This is a genomic window from Leucobacter sp. HNU, assembly GCF_047946755.1.
Classification (GTDB): domain Bacteria; phylum Actinomycetota; class Actinomycetes; order Actinomycetales; family Microbacteriaceae; genus Leucobacter.
This window is the reverse complement of record NZ_CP178837.1, coordinates 1,439,168-1,464,430: the sequence shown is the minus strand read 5'-3', so window position 1 is coordinate 1,464,430 and position 25,263 is coordinate 1,439,168. Positions and strand designations below refer to the sequence as shown.

Sequence of the window (25,263 nt, the reverse complement as noted above, 5' to 3'; positions counted from 1 at the left end):
TCCGGGCGTCACCGGTCGAGCAGCTCGAGAGCGTCCCGGCTTGCTCCGGCGGCGCGCAGGCGCTCGGCGAGCGCACGTCCCGCTACCTCGTAGGGCTCGGCGCTGCCGAGGAGGAGGGACCGGGCGTTCGCGTGCTCGGTGAGCGACACCAGCTCGAAGGCGAGCGCGGAGGCGGAATCCGTGTGCAGTTCGCCCGCCGCGATGGCCGCTTCGACCTGCAGCTCGAGGTAGCGGTACCAGTCGGTGAGCGCGGCGCGGACCGCGTCGCGCACGGGACCGGGTTTGGAGTCGACGTCCGCCGCGGTGGCGGCGAAGAAGCACCCGCCGCTGAAGACGCGGTCGCGGGAGTAGGCCATGGCGTTGCGGAGGAGTGCGATGAGGCGATGCGCGCCGCGGGGCTCCGCACGGGCCGGCTCGATGATCCGGGCGGTGAAGACCTCGCGGGCCGCGGCGACCGTGGCGAGCTGCAGCCCCTCCTTGCTGTGGAAGAGGGTCGCGATGCTGCTCTTGCTGCTTCCCGCGGCGGTCGCGAGACGCCCGATGGTGAGGCCGTCGAGGCCAGCGATCGAGGCGAGGTCGGTGGCGCGCTCGAGAATGACGTTGCGGGACGCGTCGCCGCGCGCGCGGCGTCCGTCCGGTTCGGTGCGATCGCTCATGGTCCGAGTATACGAACGAACGTTCGCGTACTATAGGCATGATCGTTCGTATTGTTGTGTGAGGAGCGTGCCATGCCATCCATGATCGAGCTCGTCGCCGGGGGAATCCGTGCGGCTTCTGCGGTGTCTCCGCGGCTTGGCGGAGACCTCGCCTACCGCGCGTTCTTCTCGACCGCTCCGCGCATGCGCGTGCGGGAGTCGGAACGCGCGGTGCACGAGTCGGCGCGGAGGAGCGCGCTCCCCCTTCCCTCAGGAGAGACGATGACCTTCGAATGGGGTGCGGGGGAGCGGTCCGTGCTGCTGCTCCACGGGTGGAAGGGGCGGGCCGCGCAGTTCGCCCCGCTCGTCGAGCGTCTCGTGGGCGACGGCTTCCGGGTGGTCGCCTTCGACGCACCGGCCCACGGCGATTCCCCGGGACGGAGCACCGATGTGCGCGACTGGATCGCCGCGGCGGAGGCGCTGCGCGAGCGCGACGGCGACTTCGACCTGCTCGTCGGGCACTCGTTCGGTGCCCTGGCGGCGCTCACGCTCGCTCGCTCGACGCTGCCGACGCCGAGGGTCGCGGTGGTCGCGGGCGCGGCGAGCCCGGAGACCTTCGTCGAGGAGTTCGTCGGAGACTTCCGGTTGCGGAGCGCCAGCGCGGAGCGCTTGCGCGAGCGGTTCCGCGGGCGGCTCGGCGTCGACGCGGCAGAACTGCTGCGGCGCTACGACGCGGTGGCGGATCCGCTCCCCGACACGACCGAACTGCTGCTCGCGCACGACCGCCGGGATCGACGCCTCTCCGATCGTGACGCGCTGCGTCTGCGCGAGGTGCACGGGGGCGCGCGCGACTCCTGCGGACGGAGGGGCTCGGGCACGCGCGGATCCTCGGCGCGGAGCCCGTGCTCGACGCGATAGCGGGCTTCGCCCGCGCCGGTCTGTCGGGCGTCGTGCTCGCCGAGCAGGACGCCGACGCATCCGGGTGAGCCCGACGCCGGAAAGCCGCCGGCCGAGACCTCAGTGCGCCGCCAGGTACGCCGTGCGCTCCTCGACGGAGAGCAGCACGCAGAACTGATTGCCCTCGGGATCCGCGAGGACGACCCAGCCGCTGCCCGGCCCGGCGATGCCCCGCCGGTCGGCGACCAGCACCGCACCCAGTTCGAGCAGCCGGTCGACCTCCGCCGCCTGCGTGCCGGTTCGAGGGCGGAGATCGAAGTGGATCCGCTTCGCCGGGAGCTCCGTGTCCGGCACTTCGATGAACAGGAGCCGGTGCCCCGTCTCGGGGTCCCGGATCATGCACTCCTCATCGCCCGCCGCGTTCGGGTCGTCGGCGAGATCGGTGTACCCGAGCAGCCGTTTCCACCACTCCGAGAGCGCGTACGCATCGTGGCAGTCGATCGTGGTGTGCGCGATGAAGCTGGTCATGGATCGATGATCGCAGGATCCTCTCGGGGATGCACCCGGCCGTCGACGCGAGGCCGCCCGCGCGTGCGCGACGTGTGCGGAGGACGCGCGAAGTTGCCCGCCGAACCGGTGCATCGCTACCGTCGAAGCATGTCCTCGGAGCAGCAGCCCACGTCCACCCCCACGCCGACCGGCTCGCGGTCGGGCATCGCGCGCTGGGTGTTCTGGCCCACCGCCGTCGTGGTCGTCGTATTCGTGGCGGCCACGCTCGTGAACCCCGAGGCCATGAACGCCGGTATCGGAGCGGTGCAGAGTGCGATCATCGCGAACTTCAGCTGGTGGTACGTGCTGCTCTCGTTCGGTTTCGTGCTCTTCTGCGCCTACCTCGGGTTCTCCAGGAAGGGCAACGTGAAGCTGGGGCGTCCGGAGCACGAGCCCGAGTTCTCGCTGATGAGCTGGTTCGCGCTGCTCTTCGCCGCGGGCATGGGCATCGGGCTCGTGTTCTACGGCGTGACCGAACCTCTCAAGCACTTCGCGACGCCGAAGCCCTCGATCATCGAGCAGAACCTGCAGCCGGGCGCGCTGGCGCAGGAGGCCATGTCGACGACCTTCCTGCACTGGGGGTTCCAGCCGTGGGCGATCTACGTGGTCGTCGGGCTCGCGCTCGCGCACGCGATCCACCGCCGCGGGCGTCCGCTCGCCGTGCGCTGGGCTCTGGAGCCGCTGATCGGAGAGCGGGCGACCCGCGGCGGCTGGGGCAACGCGATCGACGTGATCGCGCTCGTCGGTACCGTGTTCGGCGTCGCGACATCGCTCGGCCTGGGCGTCACCCAGATCAGTGCGGGGCTGCAGGCGCTCGGCGTCATTCCGGAGGACAACCACTGGATCGAGTACGCGATCATCGGCGTCGTCACGTGCTTCGTGCTCTGGTCGGTGCTCTCGGGCGTGTCACGGGGCATGAAGTGGCTCTCGAACATCAACCTGATCCTCGCCGGCGGGCTCCTGCTCTTCGTGCTCATCGTCGGCCCCACGCAGTTCCTGGCGAAGGAGATCCTGCAGTCGATCGGCCACTACCTGCAGAACTGGCTCGGCATGTCGACCGACACCTCCGCGTTCACGGGAAGCGCCGGCGCCGAGTGGCAGGCTTCCTGGTCGACGTTCTACTGGGGCTGGTGGATGAGCTGGGCGCCGTTCGTCGGCGTGTTCATCGCACGCATCTCGCGGGGGCGAACAGTGCGCGAATTCATCCTCGGCGTGATCCTCGTTCCCGCGCTCGTCACCTTCGTGTGGTTCGGCGTGCTCGGCGGGACCGCGATCTTCAACGAGATGTTCCGGCCGGCCGGGTACACCTCGGTGATCGGCTCCGGGGGATCCGTCGATGCGAACTCCGCGCTCTTCCAGGTGCTCGAACAGCTGCCCGCGGGCGGGCTCCTGGTGGTCGGCGCGATCGTGCTCTCGGCGATCTTCTTCATCACCTCGTCGGATTCCGGGTCGCTCGTCATGGCGATGCTGGCCACGGGCGGAGACGCCGAGCCCCGCAACTGGATTCGAGTGTTCTTCACCCTTGCGACCGCCGCCCTGGCCGCGGCGCTCCTGCTCGCCGGCGGGCTGTCGGCGATCCAGACCCTCGCGGTGACCATCGCGCTCCCGTTCAGCGTGATCATGATCCTCATGTGCGCGGCGACGTTCAAAGCCCTTCAACGCAATGTCCGGCGCGCGGATCGGCTCCGGCGGGAGGCGCTCGTCGCGGATCTGTCCGAGCGCTTCGGCCTCGATTCCGACGACGACGCCATCGAGTCCGGCCCGCGCAGCGCCGATGCCTGGTGGAACGGTCTCAGCAGCCGTCGCCGGCGAGACATCGTGCGCGGCGTGACGCAGGTGGCGCAGGCGCTCCCGGAGGAGCATCGCGACCGCCTGCTGGGTCGGCGTAAACGGGGAAGCGGCTCGGGCGAGCCGAGCTGATCGCCGTCGGGGCAGCGGTTCCGCCTCCGCCCCGACGGCGCGCCGTCATCCCCGGCAGCTGAGCGTCAGCGTCACCTGCGAACTCTGCTTGGCTTCCTTGCCGCTGCCGGGGCTGACGGACTTGACGGTGTCCGTGCCAGGATCGGGCTTGCCGCTTCCGGTGTCGCACTGCAGCGCGACCTTCGCGAATCCGGCGCCGGCGAGCGCGCTCTGCGCGTCAGCGCCGGTCCGTCCGGTCAGGCCGTCGGGCACCTTCGCGAGATTCCCGCTGCTGCGGAGCAGGGAGATCGTGGATCCGGCCTGCACCGCGCTGCCCGCGGCAGGATCGGTCTTCGCGACCATGCCCTTCGGGATCGCGGAGTCGGTCGCGCCGCCGTCGACGACGGTGAAGCCCGCCGCGGTGAGCGCGTTCGTCGCCTGCTCGGCGGACTTTCCGGCGACATCGGGGACCTGCTGCGTGGTCACGCGGAGCGCCGATTCTGACGGCTCGCGAAACGCGTCGCCGCCGTACTTGCGGTCGGCCTCGTTCATCATGGCCGGCCAGATGGTCTGATCCGCGGTCATCAGGTCTCCGAAGAAGCGGGTCGATACGCGCTCGCAGGTCTTCGCGTCGCGCGGGTTCGCGCAGGTGGGGCCGACGTTGCCGACCCAGGTGGCCGTGGCGACCCGGGTGCTGGCGCCCACCGTCCAGTTGTCGACCACGTCGTCCGTGGTGCCGGTCTTCGCCAGGTGCGGGACGCCGGTGGAGGACGCCGCGTGGCTCGCGAGACCGTTGGTCACCGTGTACTGCAGGGTGTAGGCGACGCCCGCGGCGACCTCGGGGGAGATGGCATTGGTGCACTTGCTCTTGGTGAAGTCGACGGGCTTGCCGTCGGGTCCGGAGATCGACTCGATCGGCACGGGGGTGCAGACCTTGCCGCCGCCGGCGAACGCGCCGTAGGCGGAGGCCATGGTGATCGGGGCGATCTCGTCGACGCCCGCGAAGGTGTTCGAGGGCACCATCGAGAGATCGCGGAAGCTGCCGGAGATGGTCGGGACGAAGGGCTTGCTCGGGTCCGCCGAGTCCTTGGGGAGGTCGGAGGCGCGGTGGATGCCGAGGTCCTTCGCGGTCTGGAAGATCTCGCAGAGGTCGAGCTTCTGCGCCATCGAGACGACGCCGCCGTTGATCGAATTCGCGATCGTGGTCCGCACCGATTGCGTACCGCGGATGCCGAGGTTGTCGTTCGAGAAGGTCCACGGCCCGTAGCTGTACACGCCGTCGGGCATGCAGGAGGCGCGGAAGGACTGCTGCTGCACGGTGCGGCCGTTGACGTTGACCACATCCCGCACCGAGTTCCCGCTCTTGAGCCACTGGGTCAGGGTGATCGGCTTGAACGTCGAGCCGACCTGGAAGCCGTTCGATCCGCCGTACTCGAAGTCGGTGTTCCAGTTGATGCTCGTGTAGTTCGGGTGCTTCTTCAGGAAGGCGCCGTCGTCGCTGAACGGGCGGCTCTGCACCATGGCGAGGACCTTGCCGGTGTCGACCTGCACCGAGGAGCTGGCGCCGCCGGCGTCGATCCCGTCGATCCGCTGCGGCACGGTGTCGCGCATCGCGCGGAGGCCCGCCGCCTGCATGTCGAGATCGATGGTGGTCATGATCTGGTAGCCGCCGCGGCGGAACTTGAACATGCGTTCCTCGGCCGTCGCTCCGAAGCTCGGATCGTTGCGGATGTACCGCTGCACGTAGTCGCAGAAGTGGCCGAGGCCGTACGTCTTCTCGGCGACCGAGCAGCCCGGAACGCGCGGGGTGATCTTCGGCGTGACGGGAGTGGCCTTCGCCTCGTCGTGCTGGGCCCGGGTGATCTTTCCGTGACGGAGCATCGAATCGAGGATCTTGTTGCGGCGCTGCGTGTTGCGCTCGAGGTTCTCGGGCAGGTCGAGCTGCAGTTGCGAGGGGTTGTTCACGATCGCGACGAGGCTTGCCGCCTCGGAGAGCGTGACGTCCTTCGCCGATTTCCCGTAGAAATACCGAGCGGCGGACTCGATGCCGTAGACCTGGCGGCCGAACAGGGCGATGTTGAGGTAGCCGAGGAGGATCTCGTCCTTCGAGTACTTCTTCTCGATGCTGATCGCGAGCTTCATCTCCTTGAGCTTGCGGTCGGCCGTCTGTTTCATCGCGTCGTTGTACGCGGCCTTGCGCTTCTTCTCGTCGCTGATCGCTTGCGATTCCTGGATCAGCACGTTGCGCACGTATTGCATCGATACCGTCGAAGCGCCCGAGATGTTCTTCCTGGCGAGGTTCTGCAGGATCGCGCGGCCGGTCGCGATGATGTCGACGCCGCCGTGCGAGTAGAAGCGGGGATCCTCCTCGGCGACGACCGCGTCCTTCACGTACTGGGAGATGGCATCCCAGGGCACGGTCTTGCGGTCCTGGTCGTAGAAGGTCGCGAGCTGGACGGGTTTGCCGCCCTTCTTCGCGTAGAGGGTCGAGGGCTGCGCGAGCTCACCGGGGTTGAGGTGATCCGGCAGGTTCTCGAAGATCTTGATCGCCGAGGTGGCTCCAGCTCCGCTGAGCGCGACGACCGGCGTGATGGCGGCGGTCACCAGCACGCCGGCCACGATGCTCATGGCGATGGCGCCGAGCAGGCTCGCGAGCACGTTTCCGGCGCTCCGGGGCTTGGTGGTCCGGACTCCGGTGGAATGCATGCGGGAAGGACGCGATGAATCTCTTTCGGGCATGCGCAGATTCTATGCGCGCATTTCTGAGAGAAATGCATTTCGTCACGTTAATGTGACCATACGAAAACGATATGCGATTTATGATAATCGGTTTCTTTGGAAATCTGCGGCGCATTCCATGGGGTGGCGGCATTCGATCGCGAAGGAGCAGCGGGCTGTGGGGAGGGGACGCGAAACAGCCCCCGACTTGGAAGTCGGGGGCTGTTCGATGTGGGGTGGCTAACGGGACTTGAACCCGCGACCACCGGCACCACAAGCCGGTGCTCTACCGACTGAGCTATAGCCACCATGTGTACCTTGCGAGCAACCTCGCGAGGCAACCCTGCAAGCATAGCCTATGCACGGGCTCCGTCGCCAATTGCGCCACGCCGAGGGGCCGTGGGTGCCGTGAGATGCAGCAGCCGGGCTCGGCGGCTCAGCAGCAGGCGCTGCACGAGCAGCACGACGCCGAAGTAGACGAGCAGGGTCGAAGCGCCGAAACCGCGCGTGTGCGTGAAGAGCTCGAAGACGAGGTGCTGACCGATGCCGACGATCCAGAGCAGGAGCGTCCAGACCGTGCCCTGCGTGAGCACTGCGTCGCCGTCGCGCCACAGCCGCACGGTGTGGGCGCGCACCGCGGCGAGCCCCGCGCCGACGGCGAGGCTGGCGAGGCCGAGCGCGATATCGAGTCCGCCGATGGGCGTCTCCTGCGCGAACTGCGCGGTCTGCGCGGCACCGATGACGAGCAGGATCAGTGCGAGCGTGGGGCGATCCTTGAGCGGCCGAACGGAGAGCTGGCGAAGCAGCAGCAGGACAACGGCGATGAGTGCGGGGATGTAGGCGGTGATGGACACGGGGCGCTCCTGGGGAGTAGGTCGAACACATCGGAACGGGACATCCCCAGCTTTCCGCCGAGCCCGTCCGAGCGCATGGACCCGCGGGTGGAGATCCGGGTGGAGATCGGAACGACGCGGGTGGGGATCCCCTCGCGCGGGTGCCGGACGGGCGGACCCGGCGGCAGAATGAGGGCATGCAGATTCCGCTGGTACTCGTTCCCGGCCGGCCCTGGAGCACGATCGTGCTCCAGGCGACGGTGATCGGGCTGAGCGTCTGGCTCGCCGCGCTGCAGCCGTCGCCGCCCTGGGCGGCGCTGCTGCTCGGGCTCGCACTCGTGCTGCTGCTCGCCCGACTCGTCGCGCTGATCCTGATTCCCGCGACCGGTTCGAGCTCGCTCGCCACGAGTGCGCCCGTCCCGGGGCTGCGTCGACGGGAGGTGCTGATGGCGGCCGCTGCCGGTGCCGCGGCGTTGCTGGCGAGCGCGAGCTCCGGGGCGAACAACGGTATCGGGACGTTCCCCGCGGCGGTGGCGCTGGCGATCTTCCTCTCGGAGATCGCGGTTCCCATCGGCGCCGCACTGGCGGTCTGCGGCACGGCGATCCTGCTGCACTGCCTCGGGGTCGGGATTGCTGGGGCGTCGGTCTCTCAGCTGGTGAACACGCTCTTCGGACTCGGGATCGGCATCGCAGCCGGACTGAGTTGGCGGCAGCGGTCCGCCACCGCCCGCGACCGAGCGCGGGCTGCGGAGCGCGAGCTGGCGCTCCGCGACGAGGCGCGCAAGCGCTCGCTCGCCCGGGATCTGCACGACGTGCTCGCGCACAGCCTCGGGGGCCTGGTCGTGCAGCTCGACGCCGTCGCCCTGCAGCTCGAGGCCGGGCGGATCGAGGCCGCTGGCGAGCGGATCGCCGCGGCCCGGGAGCTCGCGGTCGAGGGGCTCCGCGAGGCGCGCGCGGCAGTGCACGCCCTGCGTGAGGGGAGCGACGAGGCTCCGGTCCCGTGGCCGATCCTGCGGGATCGCGTCGGCATGATCGCGAACGCCGTCGGCGGTGATCTCGAGGCGGACCTGCCCGAGGGCATCGAGCAGGGGGCGAGAGAGGTGTCCGCGGCGGCGGCGATGGCGATCGAACGGGCTGCGCAGGAGGGGCTCGCGAATGCTCGGAAGCACGGGGGAGGCGCGACGCGCCTGCTGCTCGAGCCCGGAACCGATACCGTGCTCCTGCGCATAGAGAACGCGCTCGCGCGCGGCGGTCCTGCCACCGAGATCCCCGGCGGCGGTTTCGGCCTGCGAGGCCTGCGGGAGCGGGTGCTCTCGCTCGGCCCGCCCGCGACGATGGACGCCGGAGAGCAGCCGGCCGACGGCGACTCGGGCATGCGCACGGGACAGTTCGTGCTGTCGGTGACGGTCCCGCTCCTCGGAGTCGCAGCATGACGGGCACCGGGCCCGCACCCATCCGGGTGCTCGTCGTAGACGATCAGGACATCGTGCGCGACGGCCTCGTCACGATCCTCGACCTCAGCCCCGAGCTCGCGGTGGTCGGCGAAGCGGCGACGGGCGAGCGCGCCGTCGAACTCGCGGGCGAGACCCGGCCCGACGTCGTGCTCATGGATCTGCGGATGCCCGGCATCGGCGGCGTCGAGGCGACACGGCGGTTGCGCTCGGAGCAGCCCGGGGTCGCCGTGCTCGTGCTCACGACCTTCGACGACGGCGACTCGCTGCGTGCGGCCCTCGCCGCCGGTGCGCGCGGCTTCCTCACCAAGGACGCCGGCCGGGTGCAGCTCGTGGACGCGATCCGCTCCGTGGCACGGGGCGGGGCCGTGTTCTCCGACTCCGCGGCCGGGCAGCTGGTGCGCGCGTTCGTCGGCGGTGGCGGCGCAGACAGCACGACCGGCACCGACAGCGGACCGCCGGTCCGGCGCGAGGCGCATGCCGGGACCGGCCCCGTCGATGCCGCCGCGCTCAGGACGCCGTTTCCGGAGCTCACGCCCCGCGAGCGCGAGGTGCTCGCGGCCATCGCCTCGGGGGCGAGCAACGCCGAGATCGCCGCATCGTTCTTCATCTCGATCGCGACCGTGAAGAGCCACGTCAACGCGCTGTTCGCGAAACTCGGGGCGAGCAGCCGGGCCGAGGCGATCGGGCTCGTGCGCGATCGCCTGAGCGGCTACTGAGCCCGGTCCTCCGGGGCGATCCGGTGCTCGGCGAACACCCACCAGCGGTAGGCGGCGAAGCGGACCGCCGAACCGAGCGCGAGCCCGACGAAGTTCGCCGAGATGTTGTCGGCGAGCACCGAACGCAGGTCGAGCACGTAGTGGGAGACCCAGAGGCAGAGCAGCGAGACACCGCTGCCGACGAGGCTCGCGATGAGGAACTCGACGGCCTCCCGTGCGGTGTTGCGCCGCCTCGACGAGCGGAAGGTCCACCAGCGATTGCCCATCCAGTTGACCGCGATCGCGGCAAGCACCGAGACGCACTTCGCGATGATCGGCCACTGCTCTGCGAACTCGGACGGCGGGTGGGCGCGCAGCAGATTGAAGAGGCCGACGTCGACCACGAAGCCGAAACCGCCGACGACGGCGAACTGGAGGAGCTGGCGCACGAGGGTGCGCAGCCCGTCCGTGCGTCGGCGCGGACGATCAAGCACGGGCTTCGCTTCGCGAGATCTGCGGCAGCGGCTTCGGCCGCCGGAACAGGCGGGATAGCCCCCATCCCGTCACCCGCCGGAAGGCCTCGAGCACGATGCGCGGCGACATCTTGGAGACGCCGTGCATGCGGTCGTCGAAGGTGATCGGCACCTCGACGATTCGGCACCCCGAGCGAGCCGCCCGGTCGAGCATCTCGATCTGGAAGCAGTAGCCTCGGCTGGTGACGAGGCCGGGCCGGATCGCGTCGAGCGCCTCCGCGGTGAACGCGCGGAACCCGCCGGTGATGTCCTTCTGGGGGAGCCTCAGCAGGCTGCCGGCGTAGCGGCTCCCGACGCGCGAGATCCGCTTGCGGTACCAGGGCCAGTGGCCGCCGAGGCCGCCGCCCGGGACCCAGCGCGAGCCCACCGCCACGTCGGCCGTGCCGAGGGCGGTGAGCAGCGCGGGCAGGTCCTCAGGGCGATGCGAGCCGTCGGCGTCGGACTGCACGATGACGCCGTAGCCGAGCTCGCGAGCGCGGGCGAAACCGGCGATGTAGGCGGGACCGAGCCCGCCCTTGCCCGGCCGGTGCAGGACGTGGAACGCGGGGTCGGCGGAAGCGTAGCGGTCGGCGATCCGGCCGGTGCCGTCGGGGGAGGCGTCGTCGACGACGAGGATCGACGCCTCGGGCAGCGCCGCCTGGATCCGCGACACCATGCGGGGCAGGTTCTCGGCCTCGTTGTAGGTCGGGAGCACCACGACCGCGCGATCGTTCACGGGTTCCCTCCTGTTGTCCTCTCGAAGCGCAGCACCTCGGTGCGCGGCAGTGTCGTCCGCTGCACCAGTCGGTAGCCGGCGTCCATGAGCGTCAGGGTATCGGCGGCCGTGTGCCCGGCGGCTGGGCGTTCGATGAGCCAGAGTCGCTGGGCGGTGAGCCCGGAGGCGACATCCGACACCGGAGCGAGCGTATCCCACAACCCGGCCTTGCGATCGTATGCGATGCGGAGCTGCGGGTCGGCCATGCCGGTGAAACGGTCCGGATAGAGCCGGTACACGAGGCGGGGGTTCCGCGAGGGCCGCACCGATTCGCCGAACAGTAGGGCGTCACCGGGACCCCCGTCGGCCGCGATCGCATCGGCGGCCGCCCGGAAGTCGGCGCCGCCGTCCTTCGCGAATTCGGTGCGCTGGGAGGTGTAGTGCGGAGCCACCGCGACGGCTACCGCGAGGAGTCCGCAGATCACCAGCGGCACCGAGGCGCCCGGGACTCGGGCGATCCACCCGGACAGGGCGACGAGACCGGCTCCCGCGAGCAGGGCGGCGGCCGGCAGCGAATACGCGGTGTACCGCATGTTGTAGCTCGGGGCGATCGCGATGTCGAGCAGCACGAGAGCGAGCGTCGGCAGCAGCAGCCACACGAGCGTCGGCCAGAGCGCCGGCACCGAACGGGGTGCGTGCGGATCCGCCGCGCTCGCGGGGGTGCGGAGGCCCGCCGCCAGGCGTCCGAGCGGGCCGCGCCGGCCGACCGAGAACGACGCGACGATGCCGAGGACGATCGGGATCCAGAGTGCGACGGCGGTGCCCGGGGCGCTGAACCACTGGGTCGCGAAGACGTTCTGCAGGGTCAGATATCCGCGATTGGCGAGGAAGGCGACCTGGTCCTTCTGCGCGAGCGTGACCGCGACGAAGGGCAGGGACAGCACCGCGGCCCCGACCGTCGCGCGGAGCCAACCTCGCAGCACCCGGGTGCGCGCGACCCGGGTCGCTGCGGGCTCGGGATCCGGGCCCACGCGGGTCGCGGTGAGCGCCGTCGCCAGGTGCACGGCGGGCAGGAAGAGCAGATACAGGAAGAGGGCGCCGGACGCGGCAGTGGCGACCGCATAGCCGACCCACTCCAGGCGACGGGCTCCGCCGCGACGGATGATCGAGGCGATCCAGAGCGTCAGCCAGACCGCCGCGGCGATGGCCAGCGCATAGCTGCGTGCCTCGATCGCGAGGTCGGTGGTGCGCGGGAGCAGGGCGAAGACGATGCCGGCGGTGGCTCCGACGCTCGGGGACCACCAGCGGGCGCCGAGGAGCACGATCCCGGAGGCCGCGAGGCCGATCGCGATCGCGCTGAGGGAACGGGTCGCCGCCTCGCTCAGGCCGAACAGATCCACCCAGGCGTGCAGCAGCAGATAGTAGACGCCGTGGACGGCGTCGACGTGCAGCAGCTCCGCCGGAAGGGAGGCGAGGGGTCGCACGGCCGACATCAGGCTCGCGGCCTCGTCTCCCCAGTAGGACGGGATCCAGGCGCCCCAGAAGCCGACGATCGCGGCGAACGCTCCGATCGCCGGTGCGACCCAGCGCGACGGGGCGCGCACGGCGGAAACGGTCATCAGTCAAGTATGCCGGGGAGTGCGTGCACAATGGATCCATGTCTGCTCAGAAGACCCAGCCCACCGATGCCGACGTCGATGCCTTCCTCGAGGCGGCGAGCCCGGCGGTGCGCCGCGCAGACGGGATCGAGCTCGCTCGGATCTTCGCGGAGGTCACCGGGACCGAGCCCGTCATGTGGGGACCCTCGATCGTGGGCTACGGCTCCTATCGGTACATCTCCGCCGCCAATCCGCGTACGCGTGGCACCTGGCCCAGGGTCGGATTCTCGCCGCGGAAGTCGGCGCTGTCGATCTACGGGCTGAAGGACCTGCCCGAGGGGGCTGAGCTGCTGCCCGAGCTCGGACGCTACACCGAGGGCGCGGGGTGCGTGTACGTCAAGCGGCTCTCCGACATCGACCTCACCGTGCTCCGGCGTCTCATCGGCATCGCGTGGGAACGCGAGGACGATCCCGAACCCTGAGCGCTCGCTGTGCGCGGGACCCGACCGGTATTCACGCATCGCACCGTCTCACCTCGACCGGCGTAGTGTGAGCGCCATGAGCGAAGACGCGGTGGTCCGCACGGTCGGGCTGCAGAAGAACTACGGTCGGGTCAGAGCGCTTGACGGCCTCGACCTCTCGGTATCCGCGGGCGAGGTGCACGGGTTCCTCGGCCCCAACGGGGCGGGCAAATCGACCACCATCCGGGTCCTCCTCGGCCTCGCCCGGCCGACCGGTGGACGCGCCGAGGTCTTCGGCCGCGATCCCTGGAAGGACGCCGCCGCTCTGCACCGGCGGATCGCCTCCGTGCCGGGCGACGTCAGCCTGTGGCCCAACCTCACGGGCGGCGAGATCATCGATCTGCTCGCCCGGCTCCGCGGCGCCGATACGCGAAGCCCCGACTACCGGTCCGAGCGCGACCGGCTCGCGCGGGCCTTCCAATTCGACCCCCGCAAGAACGGGCGCTCGTACTCCAAGGGCAATCGCCAGAAGGTCGCCCTGATCGCGGCGTTCTCGGTCGCGGCCGAGCTCTATATCCTCGACGAGCCCACGAGCGGCCTCGATCCGCTCATGGAGGTCGTGTTCCGCGAGGAGGTCGAACGGGTGCGCTTCCAGGGCGCCGCGGTGCTGCTGTCGAGCCATATTCTCTCGGAGGTCGAACAGCTCTGCGACCGCGTCAGCATCATCCGCGCCGGACGCATCGTCGATTCGGGCACGCTGGCCGAGCTGCGGCACCTGACCAGCACCGAGATCTCCTTCGTCGCGCCCACGGGTGCGGCGGTGCCCTCCGTGCCGGGGGCGATCGACCTTCGGGTGAGCGGAGGCCGTGCGCATTTCACCGCGCCGAGCGATGGGGTGTCCGCGCTGCTGCCCGAACTCGCGCGGTTGGGCGTCACCGGGCTCCGCATCGAGCCGCCGACGCTGGAGACGCTGTTCCTGCACCACTACGGTGACGACCTGGCGAGCGCCTCGCCCGATGCCGAGCCCGGAGCCCGGGCCGAGCGATGGCGCACCCGGCGGTCCTCGGGAGGTGCGTGATGTCCGCGCTGCCGCCGCTGCTGCGATTGCGCATCCGCCGCGATCGGGTCCAGCTGCTGCTCTGGATCATCGCGACCGTGCTGCTGGCCTACTCGGCGCAGAGCGGGGTGTCCGCGAGCTACGGCTCCCTCGCCGAACGCGAGGTGCTGCTGCGGACCGTCGTGGCGAATCCCGTGATCCTGCTGTTCCGCGGTCTGCCGTCCGGGCCCGACGACGCCGCGTTCATGCTGTTCCTGATCCTGCCGTGGCTGGCGATGATGGCGGCCTTCATGACCCTGTTCCTCGCGGTGCGGCACACGCGCGGCGACGAGGAATCGGGGCGTGCCGAGCTGATCGGAGCGACTCCGGCGGGCCGCTCGGCGCCGCTCACCGCGACGCTCGTGGAGGGCGTCGGTGCATCGCTGCTGCTGGGCGCGCTGGTCGCGGCCGTGTACCTGGTGCTGGGGCTCGCCCCCGGCGGATCGCTCGTGGCGGGTGCGGGCACGGCGGCCTCCGGACTGGTGTTCCTCGCAGTGGGGCTGTGCGCCGCGCAGCTGATGCGCACGAGCAGGGGCGCCAACGCTGTCGGCGTGTGGATCCTGCTCGCGGCGTTCCTGGCCTCCGGCGTCGGCAACGCGCTGGGCACGCCGAGCGCCGATCTGCAGCGGATGGAGAGCTCCTGGCTCGCATGGGTCTCGCCATTCGGGTGGATCGAGCAGACGCGTCCCTACGCCGACGACAACTGGGCCCCTCTCGCAGCGGCGTTCGGCCTCGCCGCCGTGCTCGTCGGCGCGGCCTATGCGCTGCACGGCGCACGCGACCTCGACGGCGGTCTGGTGCCGGAGCGCCCGGGGCCGGCGTCCGCTCCCGCCTGGCTGGGATCCACCTGGGCGCTCGCGTGGCGGCTGACCCGCGGTTCGCTGCTCGGGTGGGGGATCGGCGGCCTGCTCACCGGGGCGCTCGCCACCGGTCTCGCATCGGTCGTCACCGATATGGGCGGCAAGGTGCCCGCGGTGCAGCAGCTGTTGCAGGCGCTGGCCAAGGGCGGCAGCGTGGACCAGGGCATGGTCGTGATCTTCTATCTGGTGGCCGGGGTGCTCGCCGCCTGCTTCGCGGTCCAGACCGTCTCCCGGGCGCGCCAGGAGGAGGCCCGCGGCACGGCGGAGCTCGTGCGCTCCGCGGCGGTCGACCGCGTCGCCTGGCTCGCCTCCTTCGTCGTGGTCGCGTTCGTCGGCGTCGTGGTGATCCTCGGCCTCGCGGTGGCGGGATCCGCCCTCGGCTCGATTCGGGCCGGGAACGACACCCTCCTGCGCGACGCCGTCGTCTCGGGCGCCGGACAGGCCGCCGCCGCCGCGGTGTTCGCCGCGGTCACGGCGCTCGTGTTCGTGCTCCTGCCCCGGCTCACCGTCGGGATCGGCTGGAGCCTGGTGCTCGTCACCCTGATGCTCGGGCTGTTCGCCCCGCTGTTCGGAGCGCCGGACTGGGTGGTGAATCTCTCGCCCTTCGCCGTGGCGCCGATTCCCGAGGGCAGCGGGGCGGACCCGCGCGGCCTCGTCTGGCTGCTGCTGATCCTGGCGTGTGCCGGCGGAGCGGCGTTCGCGCTGATGCGGCGCCGGGAACTCGAAGCAGACGGGTAGGGGCGGCGTCGGTCGGACCGTTCGCCCGGGCCTTCAGTCGCGCCGCGCGGGGGCACCGCTCGCCTCCCCGCCCAGCAACGCGACGAGTCCATCGACGAGGCCGACGCGCCAGCACGCGAAGTCGTGTCCGCCGCAGTACTCCCGATACTGCACCTCCGCTCCCGCGGCCTCGGCCAACACCCGGAACTCCCGGTTGAGCCCGAGCAGGTGCCCCTCGAACTCGCCCACCTCCTGGAAGATGCGGATCCCGGCCGCGGACCCGCCGTCCCGCCACAGCTCCAGCTGCTCGCCGGGGGCTGCGCCGCCCGCGGGGTCCGGCCACCAGAACGAGCCCGATTGCACGATGGCGTTCCTCGCGACGTGCGGCGCTCGGCGCACCAGGTCGGCCGCGGCGAGCCCGCCAAGCGAGGCGCCTCCGACGACGCGCCGTGCGGGGTCCGTCGGCAGGGTCGCGAAGGTCCCGGCCCAGGGGAGCAGCTCGTCCGTCAGGAAGTCGGCGAGGGCGGGGTTCATGCCGAGAGCCCTCGGCCGGTCGGCGGGGTCGACGGTCGCGTAGAGCACCGTCGCCGTCGGCGCGAGCGCGCCGTGCGCCGCAGCCCGGTCCAGGGCCGGGAACAGGGGGACCTCGGCCGTGAGCCGGTCGCCGTCGCTGAGTATCGCGACGCCCGCGACACCGTGCTCGGCCGCACCCGCGGGCAGGTGGCACCAGACGTCGAGCGGGAACCCGAGAACCTGCGAATCGAGCCGACCGCGGTGGAGCGTGCCCGCGGGAGCGGGATCCTCGGGGGAGTCCGCGTGCACGAATCGCTGCGGCAGCGCGTCCGGGAGCGAGAGGATGCTGCTGCGGCCGCCGCCGGCGGTCACGCACACCTCGCCGCCGCCGGGCAGGGACTCGGTGCGGTCGTAGACCGGACGCCAGCGCTCGCGGGTGGCGCCGAGCTCGGGGTCGAGCGGGCGCTCGACGAGCAGCGCGACGGTCGCACGCAGCGTCGCGGGGAGCGAGAACGCGCCCGCGTGCAGTCGGATCCCGTCGTGCTCGACGCGGTCGAGCACGAACGGCGAGAGGTCCGCCCGGTGCAGGTGGGTGACGGTGTCGATCAGGAGCACCGCGGACTCGTCCTCGTGCTCGAACCGTCGGACGACGGTGACGATGCGGTGGTCGGGCGCGTCGGGGTCGGGGTCGATCCATGCGCCGCCGACGCGTGCGGCTTCAGCGAGAACGGTCTCGGCGTCGGCGCCGTGCGCGAGCGCGTCGAGCACGCGGGAGGGAGGAAGCCTGCGCGGAATCGGGGGTAGGAAGGGCGGTGGGGACGACGGGGTTGCGATCGAGGTAATCATCGTATGTAGGATAGCCTTACCTTCGTCCGATGTTTGATGAAGCTTCGGAATCCGGCCCGGATTCCGCTTCGCCCGTGACCCCGAGGATCCCGATCGTGACCCGCACCGAAACCGTTCCCTCCCGTGCGCCGTCGGATCGGCCGCCGAGAACGCCGCGCACCGCCGTCCGAGTGACGGCGCTCCTGATCGCCGGGGCAGGGCTCCTGGTCATCGTCGCCGCGGCATTCGCCATCGGTTCCTCGACCATCCCGCTCGACCGGGTCTGGCGGTTGCTCAGGAGCCCCGACGGCAGTAACGAGAGCTACATCGTCGGCGGGATGCGGTTCACGCGCGTGGTCATCGGTCTCGCCGTGGGCTGCGCGCTCGCGGTGGCCGGCGCCGTGATGCAGGCCGTGACGCGCAATCCCCTCGCGGACCCGGGGCTGCTCGGCGTCACCTCCGGAGGATCGCTCGCAGTGGTGCTGGGCGCCGGATACCTCGGGATGACCAGCCCCTCGGCGCAGTTCGCACTGTGCGCCGTCGGGTCCCTGGCCGCCGCCGCGGTCGTCTTCCTGATCGGGACGCGCGGCACGGGAAGTGCATCGCCGATGCGACTCGTGCTCGCGGGCATCGCCTTCTCCGCCGCTGCGGGAGGCGTCATCTCCGCCGTGCTCCTGCTGAAACCGCGCGCATTCGACGCCTTCCGGTTCTGGGACGTCGGCGGGCTCACCCGCATGGATGTGCCGCTGCCGCTCGTGATCGTGCCGGTGCTGATCGGGCTCGTGCTGGTGCTGACGATCGCGCGCGGGCTCACCGACCTCTCGCTCGGGGACGATGTCGCCGCAGCGCTCGGTACTCCGGTCGGGCGGACCCGGCTCGTCGCGCTGGTCGCGCTCACGCTGCTGTGCGCGGCGGCGACGGCTGCTGCGGGTCCGATTTCCTTCGTCGGGCTCGTCGTCCCGCTCGTCTGCGCCTGGATCATGGGGCCGCACCGGGGGTGGATCATCGCGCTGAGCGCCATCGCGGGACCGATCCTCGTGCTGAGCGCCGACGTGGTCGGGCGCGTGCTGGCCCGACCGGGCGAGCTCGCGGTCGGGCTGCTCATCGCCTTCGTCGGCGCCCCGGTGCTGCTCGCGATGGTGCTCCGCCTGAACGGAGCCCGCCGATGACCCGGCCAGCGGTCCCGCATCCGCCCGGTACGCGCAGGATCGGACTGGGACGAGACCGTTCGCTGCTGCTCCCGCGCCGTACGCTCACCGTCACCGGACTACTGCTCGCAGGCTGCCTCGCTCTCGCGGTGCTCGCGATCGGCGTCGGCGCCTCCTCCTACGGCTATGCGGACGCCTGGCGGCTGCTGCTCGGCGAGGAGAACCGCGGGGCCCACCTCGTGATCGTCGAGTGGCGCGGATCGCGCATCGTGCTCGCGCTCGTCGTCGGTGCAGCGCTCGGGGTCTCGGGTGCCCTGTTCCAGTCGGTCACCCGCAACCCGCTCGGCAGTCCCGATCTGATCGGATTCTCGATGGGTGCGCAGTCGGGAATCCTCGTCGCGGTGCTGCTGTTCGGTGCGTCGTACGCCTCGGTCTCCGTCGCGTCGCTCGTCGGTGGCGTCGCGGTGGGTGCCGTGATCTACGCACTATCGCTGCGCAGCGGATTCGGAGGCCTGGTGCTGATCCTGTCGGGGATCGCGATCAGCGCCATGCTCGGCGCCTTCAACCGCTGGCTGCTCGTGCGCGCCGACAGCGATGCCGCGTTCGGCGCCCTGCGCGCGGTCACCGGAACGCTCGAGGCCTCCGACTGGAGCGTCGCCGTTCCGACTGCGGTCAGCGTGATCATCGTGCTGGGCGCCACGTTCGTGCTCGCGCCCGCGATGCGGGACCTGGAACTCGGTACCGAGCTGTCCGCGTCGCTCGGCCTGCGGGTGGAACGCACTCGCGCGCTGATGGTGCTGGCCGGTACCGTGCTCGTCGCGCTCGCGACGACCGCTGCCGGGCCGATCATGTTCGTCGCGCTCATCGCACCGCACCTCGCGCGTCGGCTGTCCGGGGAGTCGGTCGCGTCGCTTCCGGCCTCCGCCGCCATGGGCGCGCTCCTGCTCCTGGGCGCCGACGTGCTCAGTCAGGCCGTGCTCGACAGCATGCCGGTCGGCATCGTCACCGCCGCGGTCGGGGGCACCTGCTTCATGGCCCTGCTGCTCATCGAGAATCGGAGAACCTCATGACCCGCGACCCCTCGCCGCGCCTCGCCGCACGCGGTGCGACTCTCGCCTACGACTCCGCCGTGATCGCGGAGGCGCTCGATATCGACATCCCGCAGGGCGAGTTCACCGTGATCGTGGGACCGAACGCCTGCGGCAAGTCGACCCTGCTGCGCGCCCTCGCCCGGCTGCATCGCCCGAGGTCGGGCCGACTGCTGCTCGACGGAGAGGACATCCACCGGCTCGGCACCAAGGAAGTGGCGCGTCGCGTCGGCCTGCTGCCGCAGTCCGCGCTCGCGCCGGATGGGATGCGCGTGCGCGACCTCGTCGCGCGGGGCCGATCCCCGCACCAGAGCGTGATCCGGCAGTGGAGCGCGGCCGACCACGAAGCGGTCGAGCGTGCGATGCGCGTGACCGGGATCGCGGCGCTCGCCGACCGACCCGTCGACGCGCTCTCGGGGGCCAGCGACAGCGCGTCTGGATCGCGCTCGTGCTCGCGCAGGAGACCGAGACGATCCTGCTCGACGAGCCGACCACCTTCCTCGACCTGGCCCACCAGTACGAGGTGCTCGAGCTGTGCCGACGGCTCAACCGGGATGAAGGCCGCACGGTCGTCGCCGTGCTGCACGACCTGAACCAGGCCGCCCGGTACGCGACGCACCTCGTCGCGATGCGGGACGGCAGGATCCTGGCGAGCGGTCCGCCCGCGGACGTGGTCACCGGCGACGCCGTCGCCGAGATCTTCGGCCTGCCCGCCCTCGTCGTTCCAGACCCCGTGACGGGAACGCCCCTGGTGATCCCGCACGAACCGCCTCGGGATGCGGTCCACGACGGAGAACCCGAGATCCGAACGGCACCGGCCTCGACGGCCGCAGAAAGGTAAGGCGATGCGCACTCGGCATTCGGCCCAGCAGAACACCCGATCCCGACGACGACTCGGAGCGATCCTCGGAGCGCTCCTCGTCGCGACGACGCTCTCCGCGTGCGCAGCGGGCGGCCCGGGAGACGGAGGCGAGGCGTCGGGCGGCACGAGCAGCGGTTGGCCGCGCACGATCCAGACCTCGGACGGCAAACTGACCCTCAAGAAGCAGCCGAAGGTCATCGTCTCGACCTCGACCACGCTCACCGGATCGGCGCTGGCCGTGGGGGCGCCGGTCGTCGCGAGCGCGTCGACGAGCGCGAACATCGATGGGCTGAGCGACGATCAGGGCTTCTTCACGCAGTGGTCGAAGGAGGCGAAGGCCGCGAAGGTGAAGAAGCTCTACGAGAACGCCTCGCCGAACATCGAGAATGCCGTCGAGTACGCACCCGACCTGATCCTGGTCTCGAAGAACAGCGGGGACTCGCAGATGGACAGCGTCGCCCAGCTCCGCAAGATCGCCCCCGTGCTCGTCATCGACTACAGCGGCGAGCCCTGGCAGGAGGTCACGCGCACGATCGCGGAGGCGACCGGGCGCGAGGCGCGGGCGAAGCAGGTGATCGCCGACTACGAGCAGCACCTGGCCGACGTGAAGCAGCGGATCGCCGTCCCGCAGGGCACCACCTCGGCGCTCATGGTGTTCGGCGACGGGTCGGGCGCGGCCGCACTGACGAAGGACTCGCCGCACGTGCAGATCCTGCAGGAGCTCGGCTTCCGCATGGCCGAGATCCCCGAGTCGGTGAAGGGGAACACCTCGATGGGCGCCGATCGCAAGGACATCGTCAACCTGTCGATGGAGAACATCCAGAAGGGTCTGACGGGCGACAACTGGCTCGTGGTCTCGGCCGACAAACTCGCCCGGGAGTCCATCGCGACGAACCCGGCGTTCTCGACCGCACCCGCGGTCGTCGCCGGGAAGGTGCAGTACACGCCCGGCGAAACGTTCCGCCTCGACTACTACTCGGCGGGCGTCATGCTCGACTCGCTCGCGAAGTCCTACGCCAAGTAGCGGCGGAGCAGGACGCCCCTAGCCGGCCGGCGGTGCCGCGGGGGCGTCCTCGCCGTCGATGAGGGGCGCGAAGCGCTCCATGGCCGCCTTCGCGAGACCCTCGGATGCGGCCTTGTCGGGGCCGGGCTGCGCCACGAGCACCGCGTCGCGGAAGTAGGCGAGCTCCTGGATCGACTCGGCGATGTCGGCGAGCGCGCGATGTCCGCCGCGCTTCTCGGGCGCGGCGAAGTAGGTCGGCGGGTACCAGCGGCGGGAGAGCTCCTTGATCGTGGAGACGTCGATGCTGCGGTAGTGGAGGCGCTCCTCGAGCTTCGGCAGGTAGCGTGCGATGAACCGGCGATCCATGCCGATCGTGTTGCCGGCGACGAGCGGCCGGCGCCCGGGCAGCACCCACTTGGACACGTACTCGAGGACCTGCCGGTCGGCTTCCTCGAGGTCGACGCCGGCCTCGATGCGGGGGAGCAGACCCGAGGTCTCGTGCATGCTCCGCACGAAATCGTTCATGTGCGCGAGCGCATCGGGGCCGGGATTGATGACCAGTTCGAAGCCGGGGTGCAGCGGCTTCAGGTCGAAATCGGTCACGATCACCGCGATCTCGCACAGCCCGTCGAGCTCGACGTCGAGGCCCGTCATCTCGCAGTCGATCCACACGATCTGTTCGGCGGGGGTGTTCGACACGGGGCTCTCCTCGGTTCTGCGGACGGACGCGCCAAGTCTAGCGAGGGGGTTCCGTCGGGGCCTCGCCGATGGAGCCGTCGGGTTCCACGTGCAGGACCCGGTCGCTCATGTGATCGATCACCGCGCGGTCGTGCGACACGAAGAGCATCGCGGTGCCGCGTTCCTCCTGCACGTCGTCGAGCAGGTCGAGCACCCGCGCCTGCACGGTGAGATCGAGCGCCGAGACGGGCTCGTCGAGCAGCAGGATCCGGGGTGCGCGGGCGAGCGCCCGCGCGATGGCGAGGCGCTGACGTTGCCCCCCGACAGCTCGGCAGCTGGACGGGCCAGCGCGGACGCGGCGAGGCCCACCTCGTCGGCCAGGGCCAGGGCCCGCGAATGCCGGAGCCCGCGGCCGACCCCGGCTGCGCGCAGCGCATCGCGCAGGATCGCGAGGCCGGACCCGCCGCGTGGGAACGATGCCAGGGGATCCTGCGGGACGAGCGCGAGGCGCTGATGCAGCGCACGTCGTTCGCGGACGGCTGCCGCAGCCCAGGAAACGCCGCCGACTCGGGCATCGCCGTGGTCCGGGCGCAGCAGCCCGAGCGCGACGCGGAGCAGGGTCGTCTTGCCGGAGCCGGACGGCCCGACGAGCCCCACGGTCTCGCCGTCGCGGACCGCGAGCGATGCGCGGTGCAGCACCGTGCGCGGACCGAACGCGACCGAGACCTCGGCGAGGTCGAGGATCGGGGCCGTGCCGGGCGCCGGCGCAGGGGCGGCAGCGATTCGGAGATCTGCAGGATGACGGACCGGAGCGCTCGGAGGCTCCGAATCGGTGCGGATCTCCGAGAACGTCTCCTCGGCGCTCCGGTCCAGCAGGCGCGTGCCGCGCGGTGCGCGCTCGGGGGAGGCCTCGATCAGTTCACGGGTGAACGCGTGCCGTGGCGCGGCGAGCACATCCTCGGGCGCGCCCGTCTCGAGCACTCGCCCGTCGCGCATGACGAGCACGCGGTTCGCGACGCTGCGCACGCTGCCCAGATCGTGGGTGATCAGGAGCACTCCGGCGCCCGCATCGGCTCGGGCGCGCAGCGCGGAGAGCACCCGGTCGCGGTATGCGGCATCGAGGGCGGTCGTGGGCTCGTCGGCGACGACGATGCGCGGGTCCCCGATCGTGGCGGCCGCCAGCAGCACGCGCTGGCGGAGCCCGCCGGAGAGCTCATCGCTGCGCTGCGGCAGGCGTTCCTCGGCGTCGGGGATCCCGGCTGCGACCAGGGCGGCGACGACGGGCGCGCGGCGCTCCGCGCGCCCGGAACCACGGTGCAATCTCAGCGCATCTCCGGTCTCGAACTCGATCCGGCGCAGCGGGTCGAGCGCGCCGAGGGCGTCCTGCGGCACGAACGCGGCCGCGGCGCCGCGAACCCGCGTCCAGGCGGCCGCGCCTCGCCCGGGCGCCGTGACCGCGGATCCCTCGGCTCCGGCGATCCGGCGATCGCTCCAGGACGCCCGGGCGCGCGTCGGCAGCAGGTCGAGCAGTGCCCGGCCGGTGAGGGACTTGCCCGATCCGGACTCTCCGACGAGCGCGACGACCTCGCCCGATCGGACCTCGAGCGAGACCCGGTCGACGGCGGCACGTTCCTGCGACGGAAAGCGGATGGTGAGGTCGGTGATCGCGGCCAGGACCTCGGTGCCCAGATCGCTCATCGGAACCTCCCGCGTCGGTCGAGGGCTCGGGCGAGTACGGTTGCCGCGAGCCCGGCGAGCATGATGCAGGCGCCGGGGAACACGGTCAGCCACCAGGCGCGGACCAGGTAGGGGCGCCCCGCGTTGAGCATCGCGCCCCACTCGGGTGCGGGCGGCGGGCTGCCGAGGCCCAGGAACCCGAGCGCCGCCGAGAGGATCACCGCGTGTCCGATGCCGAGCGCCGCGAGCACGACGACGGGACGCATCGCTTCGGGGAGGATCAGCGTCGACCAGACGCGGGCCGGGCGGTCGCCCTGCAGGCGGGCGGCCTCGACGGGGGCAGAACCGATGGCCGAACGGATTCCGCCGCGGACCATCCGCGCGTACCCGGGGGCGGTGCCGAGCGCGACCGCGATCACGACCGAGGAGACGCCGGGCCCGCGGATCGCGATGATGAGGAGCGCGAGCAGCATTCCCGGGAACGAGAAGAGCGCCTCGATGATCCGGTCGGCCGCGAAGCGCAGCGGGGCCAACCCGCGCTTCGCGCTGCCGCCGGCCAGGCCGCCGAGCACCAGGCCGAGACCGAGGCCGGCCGCCGTCGCGGCGAGGCCGATGAGCAGCGAGTCCCTGGCCCCGAAGATCACACGGCTGAGGATGTCGCGGCCGGACTCGTCCGTACCGAAGGGGTGCGTGCCGCCCGGCGGCCGGAACGCCTGATCCGGGGCGATGGCGAGGGGATCGTGCGGGGCGAGCAGACCGGGGATCGCGACGGCGAGGAGCAGCACGGCGGCGACGGCCGCCGCGGCGATCTCGGCGACGCTCGGGCGTGCGCGGCGGAATTCAGACACGGGCCATCGCCTCGATCCGGCCCTCGGTGCGGGGATCGAGGCGCGCGACCAGCAGATCCGTGACGAGGGTGACGACGACGTAGGCGAGCGCGCTGATCAGCACTCCGCCGAGAACCACGGGGACGTCGCGCGCGAGTACCGCGCTCACCAGCGTGCGTCCGAGTCCGGGTCTGGCGAAGACCACTTCGATGACCGCGGCCCCGCCGAGCAGCGAGCCGAGCGCCCATCCCGTCAGCGTGAGCCCGGGCACGATCCCGTGGCGGAGCAGGTGTCGGAAGCGCAGGCCGAGCGGCGTCTCGCCGCGGGCGCGGGCGCTGTCGATGAACGGGGCCGAACGCGCGTCGTCGATGCCGCTGCGGCATACCTGGGCGATGAAGCCCGCGGTCGGTATCGCCAGCGCGAGCGCGGGGAGGACCAGGCCGGACGGTCCTCCCGTGCTCACCGCCGGGAGCCAGCCGAGGGTGCCCGCGAAGAGCAGCACGAGCAGGCTCGCGAGCCAGAAGTTCGGCATCGCGGCCGCGACGAGGTCGAGCGCGGAGGCGGCGGCGCGCGCGACTCTCGAGTTCCCGCTCGCGACGAGCAGGCTCAGGAACGCGAGAACCCATGCGCCGAGGAGCGCGGTGGCGGCCAGCGTCAGGGTCGGCGGCAGCGCGTGGGCGAGCACCTCGGTCACCGGGATCCTCTGCGCGTAGGACGTGCCGAGGTCGCCGCGGAGCAAGCGGCCGAGGAAATCGAGGTACTGGACGACGATCGGGCGGTCCAACCCGTACTGCGCCCGGGCGGCGGCCAGCGCCTCCGCGCTGGCCTGACTGCCGGGGCCGCCGACCGCGGCCTCGGCGGAGTCGCCGGGCAGCAGCTGGAGCGCCAGGAACGCGAGGGTCGCGACGGTGAAGAGCACGGCGACCGCTCCGCCGAGCGCGATCGCGGCTCGGCGGAGGGTCGGATGCGGCGGTCGCGCCGCGCTCGTGCTCACCGGGGAATC

21 protein-coding genes, 1 tRNA gene and 2 pseudogenes are annotated in these 25,263 nt (G+C 71.3%); 11 read left to right on the top strand and 13 right to left on the bottom strand.

The genetic code is table 11. From position 1 onward, the window contains the following. Positions 1–8: 8 nt before the first annotated feature. The gene (locus AB3K78_RS07235; protein ID WP_416447090.1) at positions 9–656 is read right to left on the bottom strand and encodes a TetR/AcrR family transcriptional regulator; all 648 of its coding nucleotides are present in this window, start codon (positions 654–656) and stop codon (positions 9–11) included. 72 nt (positions 657–728) lie between these two features. On the opposite strand from AB3K78_RS07235, the gene AB3K78_RS07230 reads away from it, so the two are divergent. After that, positions 729–1,553: an alpha/beta fold hydrolase gene (locus AB3K78_RS07230; protein WP_416447089.1), complete on the top strand. Its 825-nt coding sequence runs from the start codon at positions 729–731 to the stop codon at positions 1,551–1,553. Between the two features lie 99 nt (positions 1,554–1,652). Here AB3K78_RS07230 and AB3K78_RS07225 read toward each other — a convergent pair whose 3' ends face one another. Next, complete coding sequence (locus tag AB3K78_RS07225; RefSeq protein ID WP_416447088.1) at positions 1,653–2,060, bottom strand: VOC family protein; 408 nt, start codon at positions 2,058–2,060, stop codon at positions 1,653–1,655. 129 nt (positions 2,061–2,189) lie between these two features. On the opposite strand from AB3K78_RS07225, the gene AB3K78_RS07220 reads away from it, so the two are divergent. Beyond that, a complete protein-coding gene (locus AB3K78_RS07220; RefSeq protein ID WP_416447087.1) occupies positions 2,190–4,001 on the top strand; it encodes a BCCT family transporter in 1,812 nt (603 codons plus the stop codon). A 45-nt stretch (positions 4,002–4,046) separates the two neighbouring features. On the opposite strand, the gene AB3K78_RS07215 is transcribed toward AB3K78_RS07220, so the two are convergent. The 3 genes from AB3K78_RS07215 to AB3K78_RS07205 form a co-directional block, all read right to left on the bottom strand. Then, positions 4,047–6,686: a transglycosylase domain-containing protein gene (locus AB3K78_RS07215; protein WP_416447086.1), complete on the bottom strand. Its 2,640-nt coding sequence runs from the start codon at positions 6,684–6,686 to the stop codon at positions 4,047–4,049. A gap of 244 nt (positions 6,687–6,930) precedes the next feature. Then, positions 6,931–7,006 (bottom strand) — tRNA-His (locus tag AB3K78_RS07210). 48 nt (positions 7,007–7,054) lie between these two features. Then, positions 7,055–7,552, bottom strand: coding sequence for a hypothetical protein (locus tag AB3K78_RS07205; RefSeq protein WP_416447085.1), 498 nt, complete (start codon positions 7,550–7,552; stop codon positions 7,055–7,057). A 176-nt stretch (positions 7,553–7,728) separates the two neighbouring features. On the opposite strand from AB3K78_RS07205, the gene AB3K78_RS07200 reads away from it, so the two are divergent. Then, complete coding sequence (locus tag AB3K78_RS07200) at positions 7,729–8,964, top strand: sensor histidine kinase (protein ID WP_416447084.1); 1,236 nt, start codon at positions 7,729–7,731, stop codon at positions 8,962–8,964. Then, on the top strand, positions 8,961–9,701 hold the full coding sequence (locus AB3K78_RS07195) for a response regulator (protein WP_416447083.1): 741 nt from the start codon (positions 8,961–8,963) through the stop codon (positions 9,699–9,701). The genes AB3K78_RS07200 and AB3K78_RS07195 overlap by 4 nt, the downstream gene beginning before the upstream one ends. Here the strand turns inward: AB3K78_RS07195 and AB3K78_RS07190 are convergent. Genes AB3K78_RS07190 through AB3K78_RS07180 form a run of 3 tightly spaced genes read right to left on the bottom strand, consistent with a single transcriptional unit; the run spans position 9,695 to position 12,526 of the window. After that, complete coding sequence (locus AB3K78_RS07190; RefSeq protein ID WP_416447082.1) at positions 9,695–10,174, bottom strand: GtrA family protein; 480 nt, start codon at positions 10,172–10,174, stop codon at positions 9,695–9,697. The two genes, AB3K78_RS07195 and AB3K78_RS07190, sit on opposite strands and share 7 nt — an antisense overlap. Beyond that, entirely contained in the window at positions 10,167–10,928 is a 762-nt protein-coding gene (locus AB3K78_RS07185) for a polyprenol monophosphomannose synthase (RefSeq protein WP_416447081.1), read from the bottom strand. Before AB3K78_RS07185 ends, AB3K78_RS07190 begins: the two co-directional genes overlap by 8 nt. Beyond that, the gene (locus AB3K78_RS07180; RefSeq protein ID WP_416447080.1) at positions 10,925–12,526 is read right to left on the bottom strand and encodes a glycosyltransferase family 39 protein; all 1,602 of its coding nucleotides are present in this window, start codon (positions 12,524–12,526) and stop codon (positions 10,925–10,927) included. The genes AB3K78_RS07185 and AB3K78_RS07180 overlap by 4 nt, the downstream gene beginning before the upstream one ends. A gap of 38 nt (positions 12,527–12,564) precedes the next feature. Between AB3K78_RS07180 and AB3K78_RS07175 the strand changes: the two genes are divergently transcribed. The 3 genes from AB3K78_RS07175 (at position 12,565) to AB3K78_RS07165 (ending at position 15,660) form a co-directional block, all read left to right on the top strand. Then, complete coding sequence (locus tag AB3K78_RS07175) at positions 12,565–12,987, top strand: DUF1801 domain-containing protein (RefSeq protein ID WP_416447079.1); 423 nt, start codon at positions 12,565–12,567, stop codon at positions 12,985–12,987. Between the two features lie 76 nt (positions 12,988–13,063). Then, entirely contained in the window at positions 13,064–14,044 is a 981-nt protein-coding gene (locus AB3K78_RS07170) for an ATP-binding cassette domain-containing protein (RefSeq protein ID WP_416447078.1), read from the top strand. Further along, positions 14,044–15,660, top strand: a complete 1,617-nt coding sequence (locus AB3K78_RS07165) for an ABC transporter permease (protein ID WP_416447077.1) — start codon at positions 14,044–14,046, stop codon at positions 15,658–15,660. Before AB3K78_RS07170 ends, AB3K78_RS07165 begins: the two co-directional genes overlap by 1 nt. A 33-nt stretch (positions 15,661–15,693) precedes the next feature. On the opposite strand, the gene AB3K78_RS07160 is transcribed toward AB3K78_RS07165, so the two are convergent. Further along, a complete protein-coding gene (locus AB3K78_RS07160; RefSeq protein ID WP_416447076.1) occupies positions 15,694–16,920 on the bottom strand; it encodes an alpha/beta hydrolase-fold protein in 1,227 nt (408 codons plus the stop codon). A gap of 173 nt (positions 16,921–17,093) precedes the next feature. Here AB3K78_RS07160 and AB3K78_RS07155 point away from each other — a divergent pair, with 173 nt between their 5' ends. From AB3K78_RS07155 to fepB, 4 genes and pseudogenes are all read left to right on the top strand, one after another. Then, positions 17,094–18,146 (top strand): FecCD family ABC transporter permease, encoded by a 1,053-nt coding sequence (locus tag AB3K78_RS07155; protein ID WP_416447075.1) that lies wholly within the window; start codon positions 17,094–17,096, stop codon positions 18,144–18,146. Continuing rightward, the gene (locus tag AB3K78_RS07150) at positions 18,143–19,195 is read left to right on the top strand and encodes a FecCD family ABC transporter permease (RefSeq protein WP_416447074.1); all 1,053 of its coding nucleotides are present in this window, start codon (positions 18,143–18,145) and stop codon (positions 19,193–19,195) included. Before AB3K78_RS07155 ends, AB3K78_RS07150 begins: the two co-directional genes overlap by 4 nt. Beyond that, a pseudogene (locus AB3K78_RS07145) lies at positions 19,192–20,054 on the top strand (ABC transporter ATP-binding protein). The gene AB3K78_RS07150 and the pseudogene AB3K78_RS07145 overlap by 4 nt, the downstream one beginning before the upstream one ends. Positions 20,055–20,058: 4 nt before the next feature. After that, positions 20,059–21,099: a Fe2+-enterobactin ABC transporter substrate-binding protein gene (gene fepB / locus AB3K78_RS07140; RefSeq protein WP_416447073.1), complete on the top strand. Its 1,041-nt coding sequence runs from the start codon at positions 20,059–20,061 to the stop codon at positions 21,097–21,099. Positions 21,100–21,117: 18 nt separating this feature from the next. On the opposite strand, the gene orn is transcribed toward fepB, so the two are convergent. From orn to AB3K78_RS07120, 4 genes and pseudogenes are all read right to left on the bottom strand, one after another. After that, entirely contained in the window at positions 21,118–21,777 is a 660-nt protein-coding gene (gene orn / locus AB3K78_RS07135; RefSeq protein WP_416447072.1) for an oligoribonuclease, read from the bottom strand. Positions 21,778–21,814: 37 nt separating this feature from the next. Beyond that, a pseudogene (locus AB3K78_RS07130) lies at positions 21,815–23,454 on the bottom strand (ATP-binding cassette domain-containing protein). Further along, complete coding sequence (locus AB3K78_RS07125; RefSeq protein ID WP_416447071.1) at positions 23,451–24,281, bottom strand: ABC transporter permease; 831 nt, start codon at positions 24,279–24,281, stop codon at positions 23,451–23,453. The pseudogene AB3K78_RS07130 and the gene AB3K78_RS07125 overlap by 4 nt, the downstream one beginning before the upstream one ends. Beyond that, positions 24,274–25,254 carry an ABC transporter permease gene (locus AB3K78_RS07120; protein WP_416447070.1) on the bottom strand — a complete coding sequence of 327 codons (981 nt, stop codon included), beginning with the start codon at positions 25,252–25,254 and terminating at the stop codon, positions 24,274–24,276. The genes AB3K78_RS07125 and AB3K78_RS07120 overlap by 8 nt, the downstream gene beginning before the upstream one ends. Positions 25,255–25,263 lie beyond the last annotated feature (9 nt).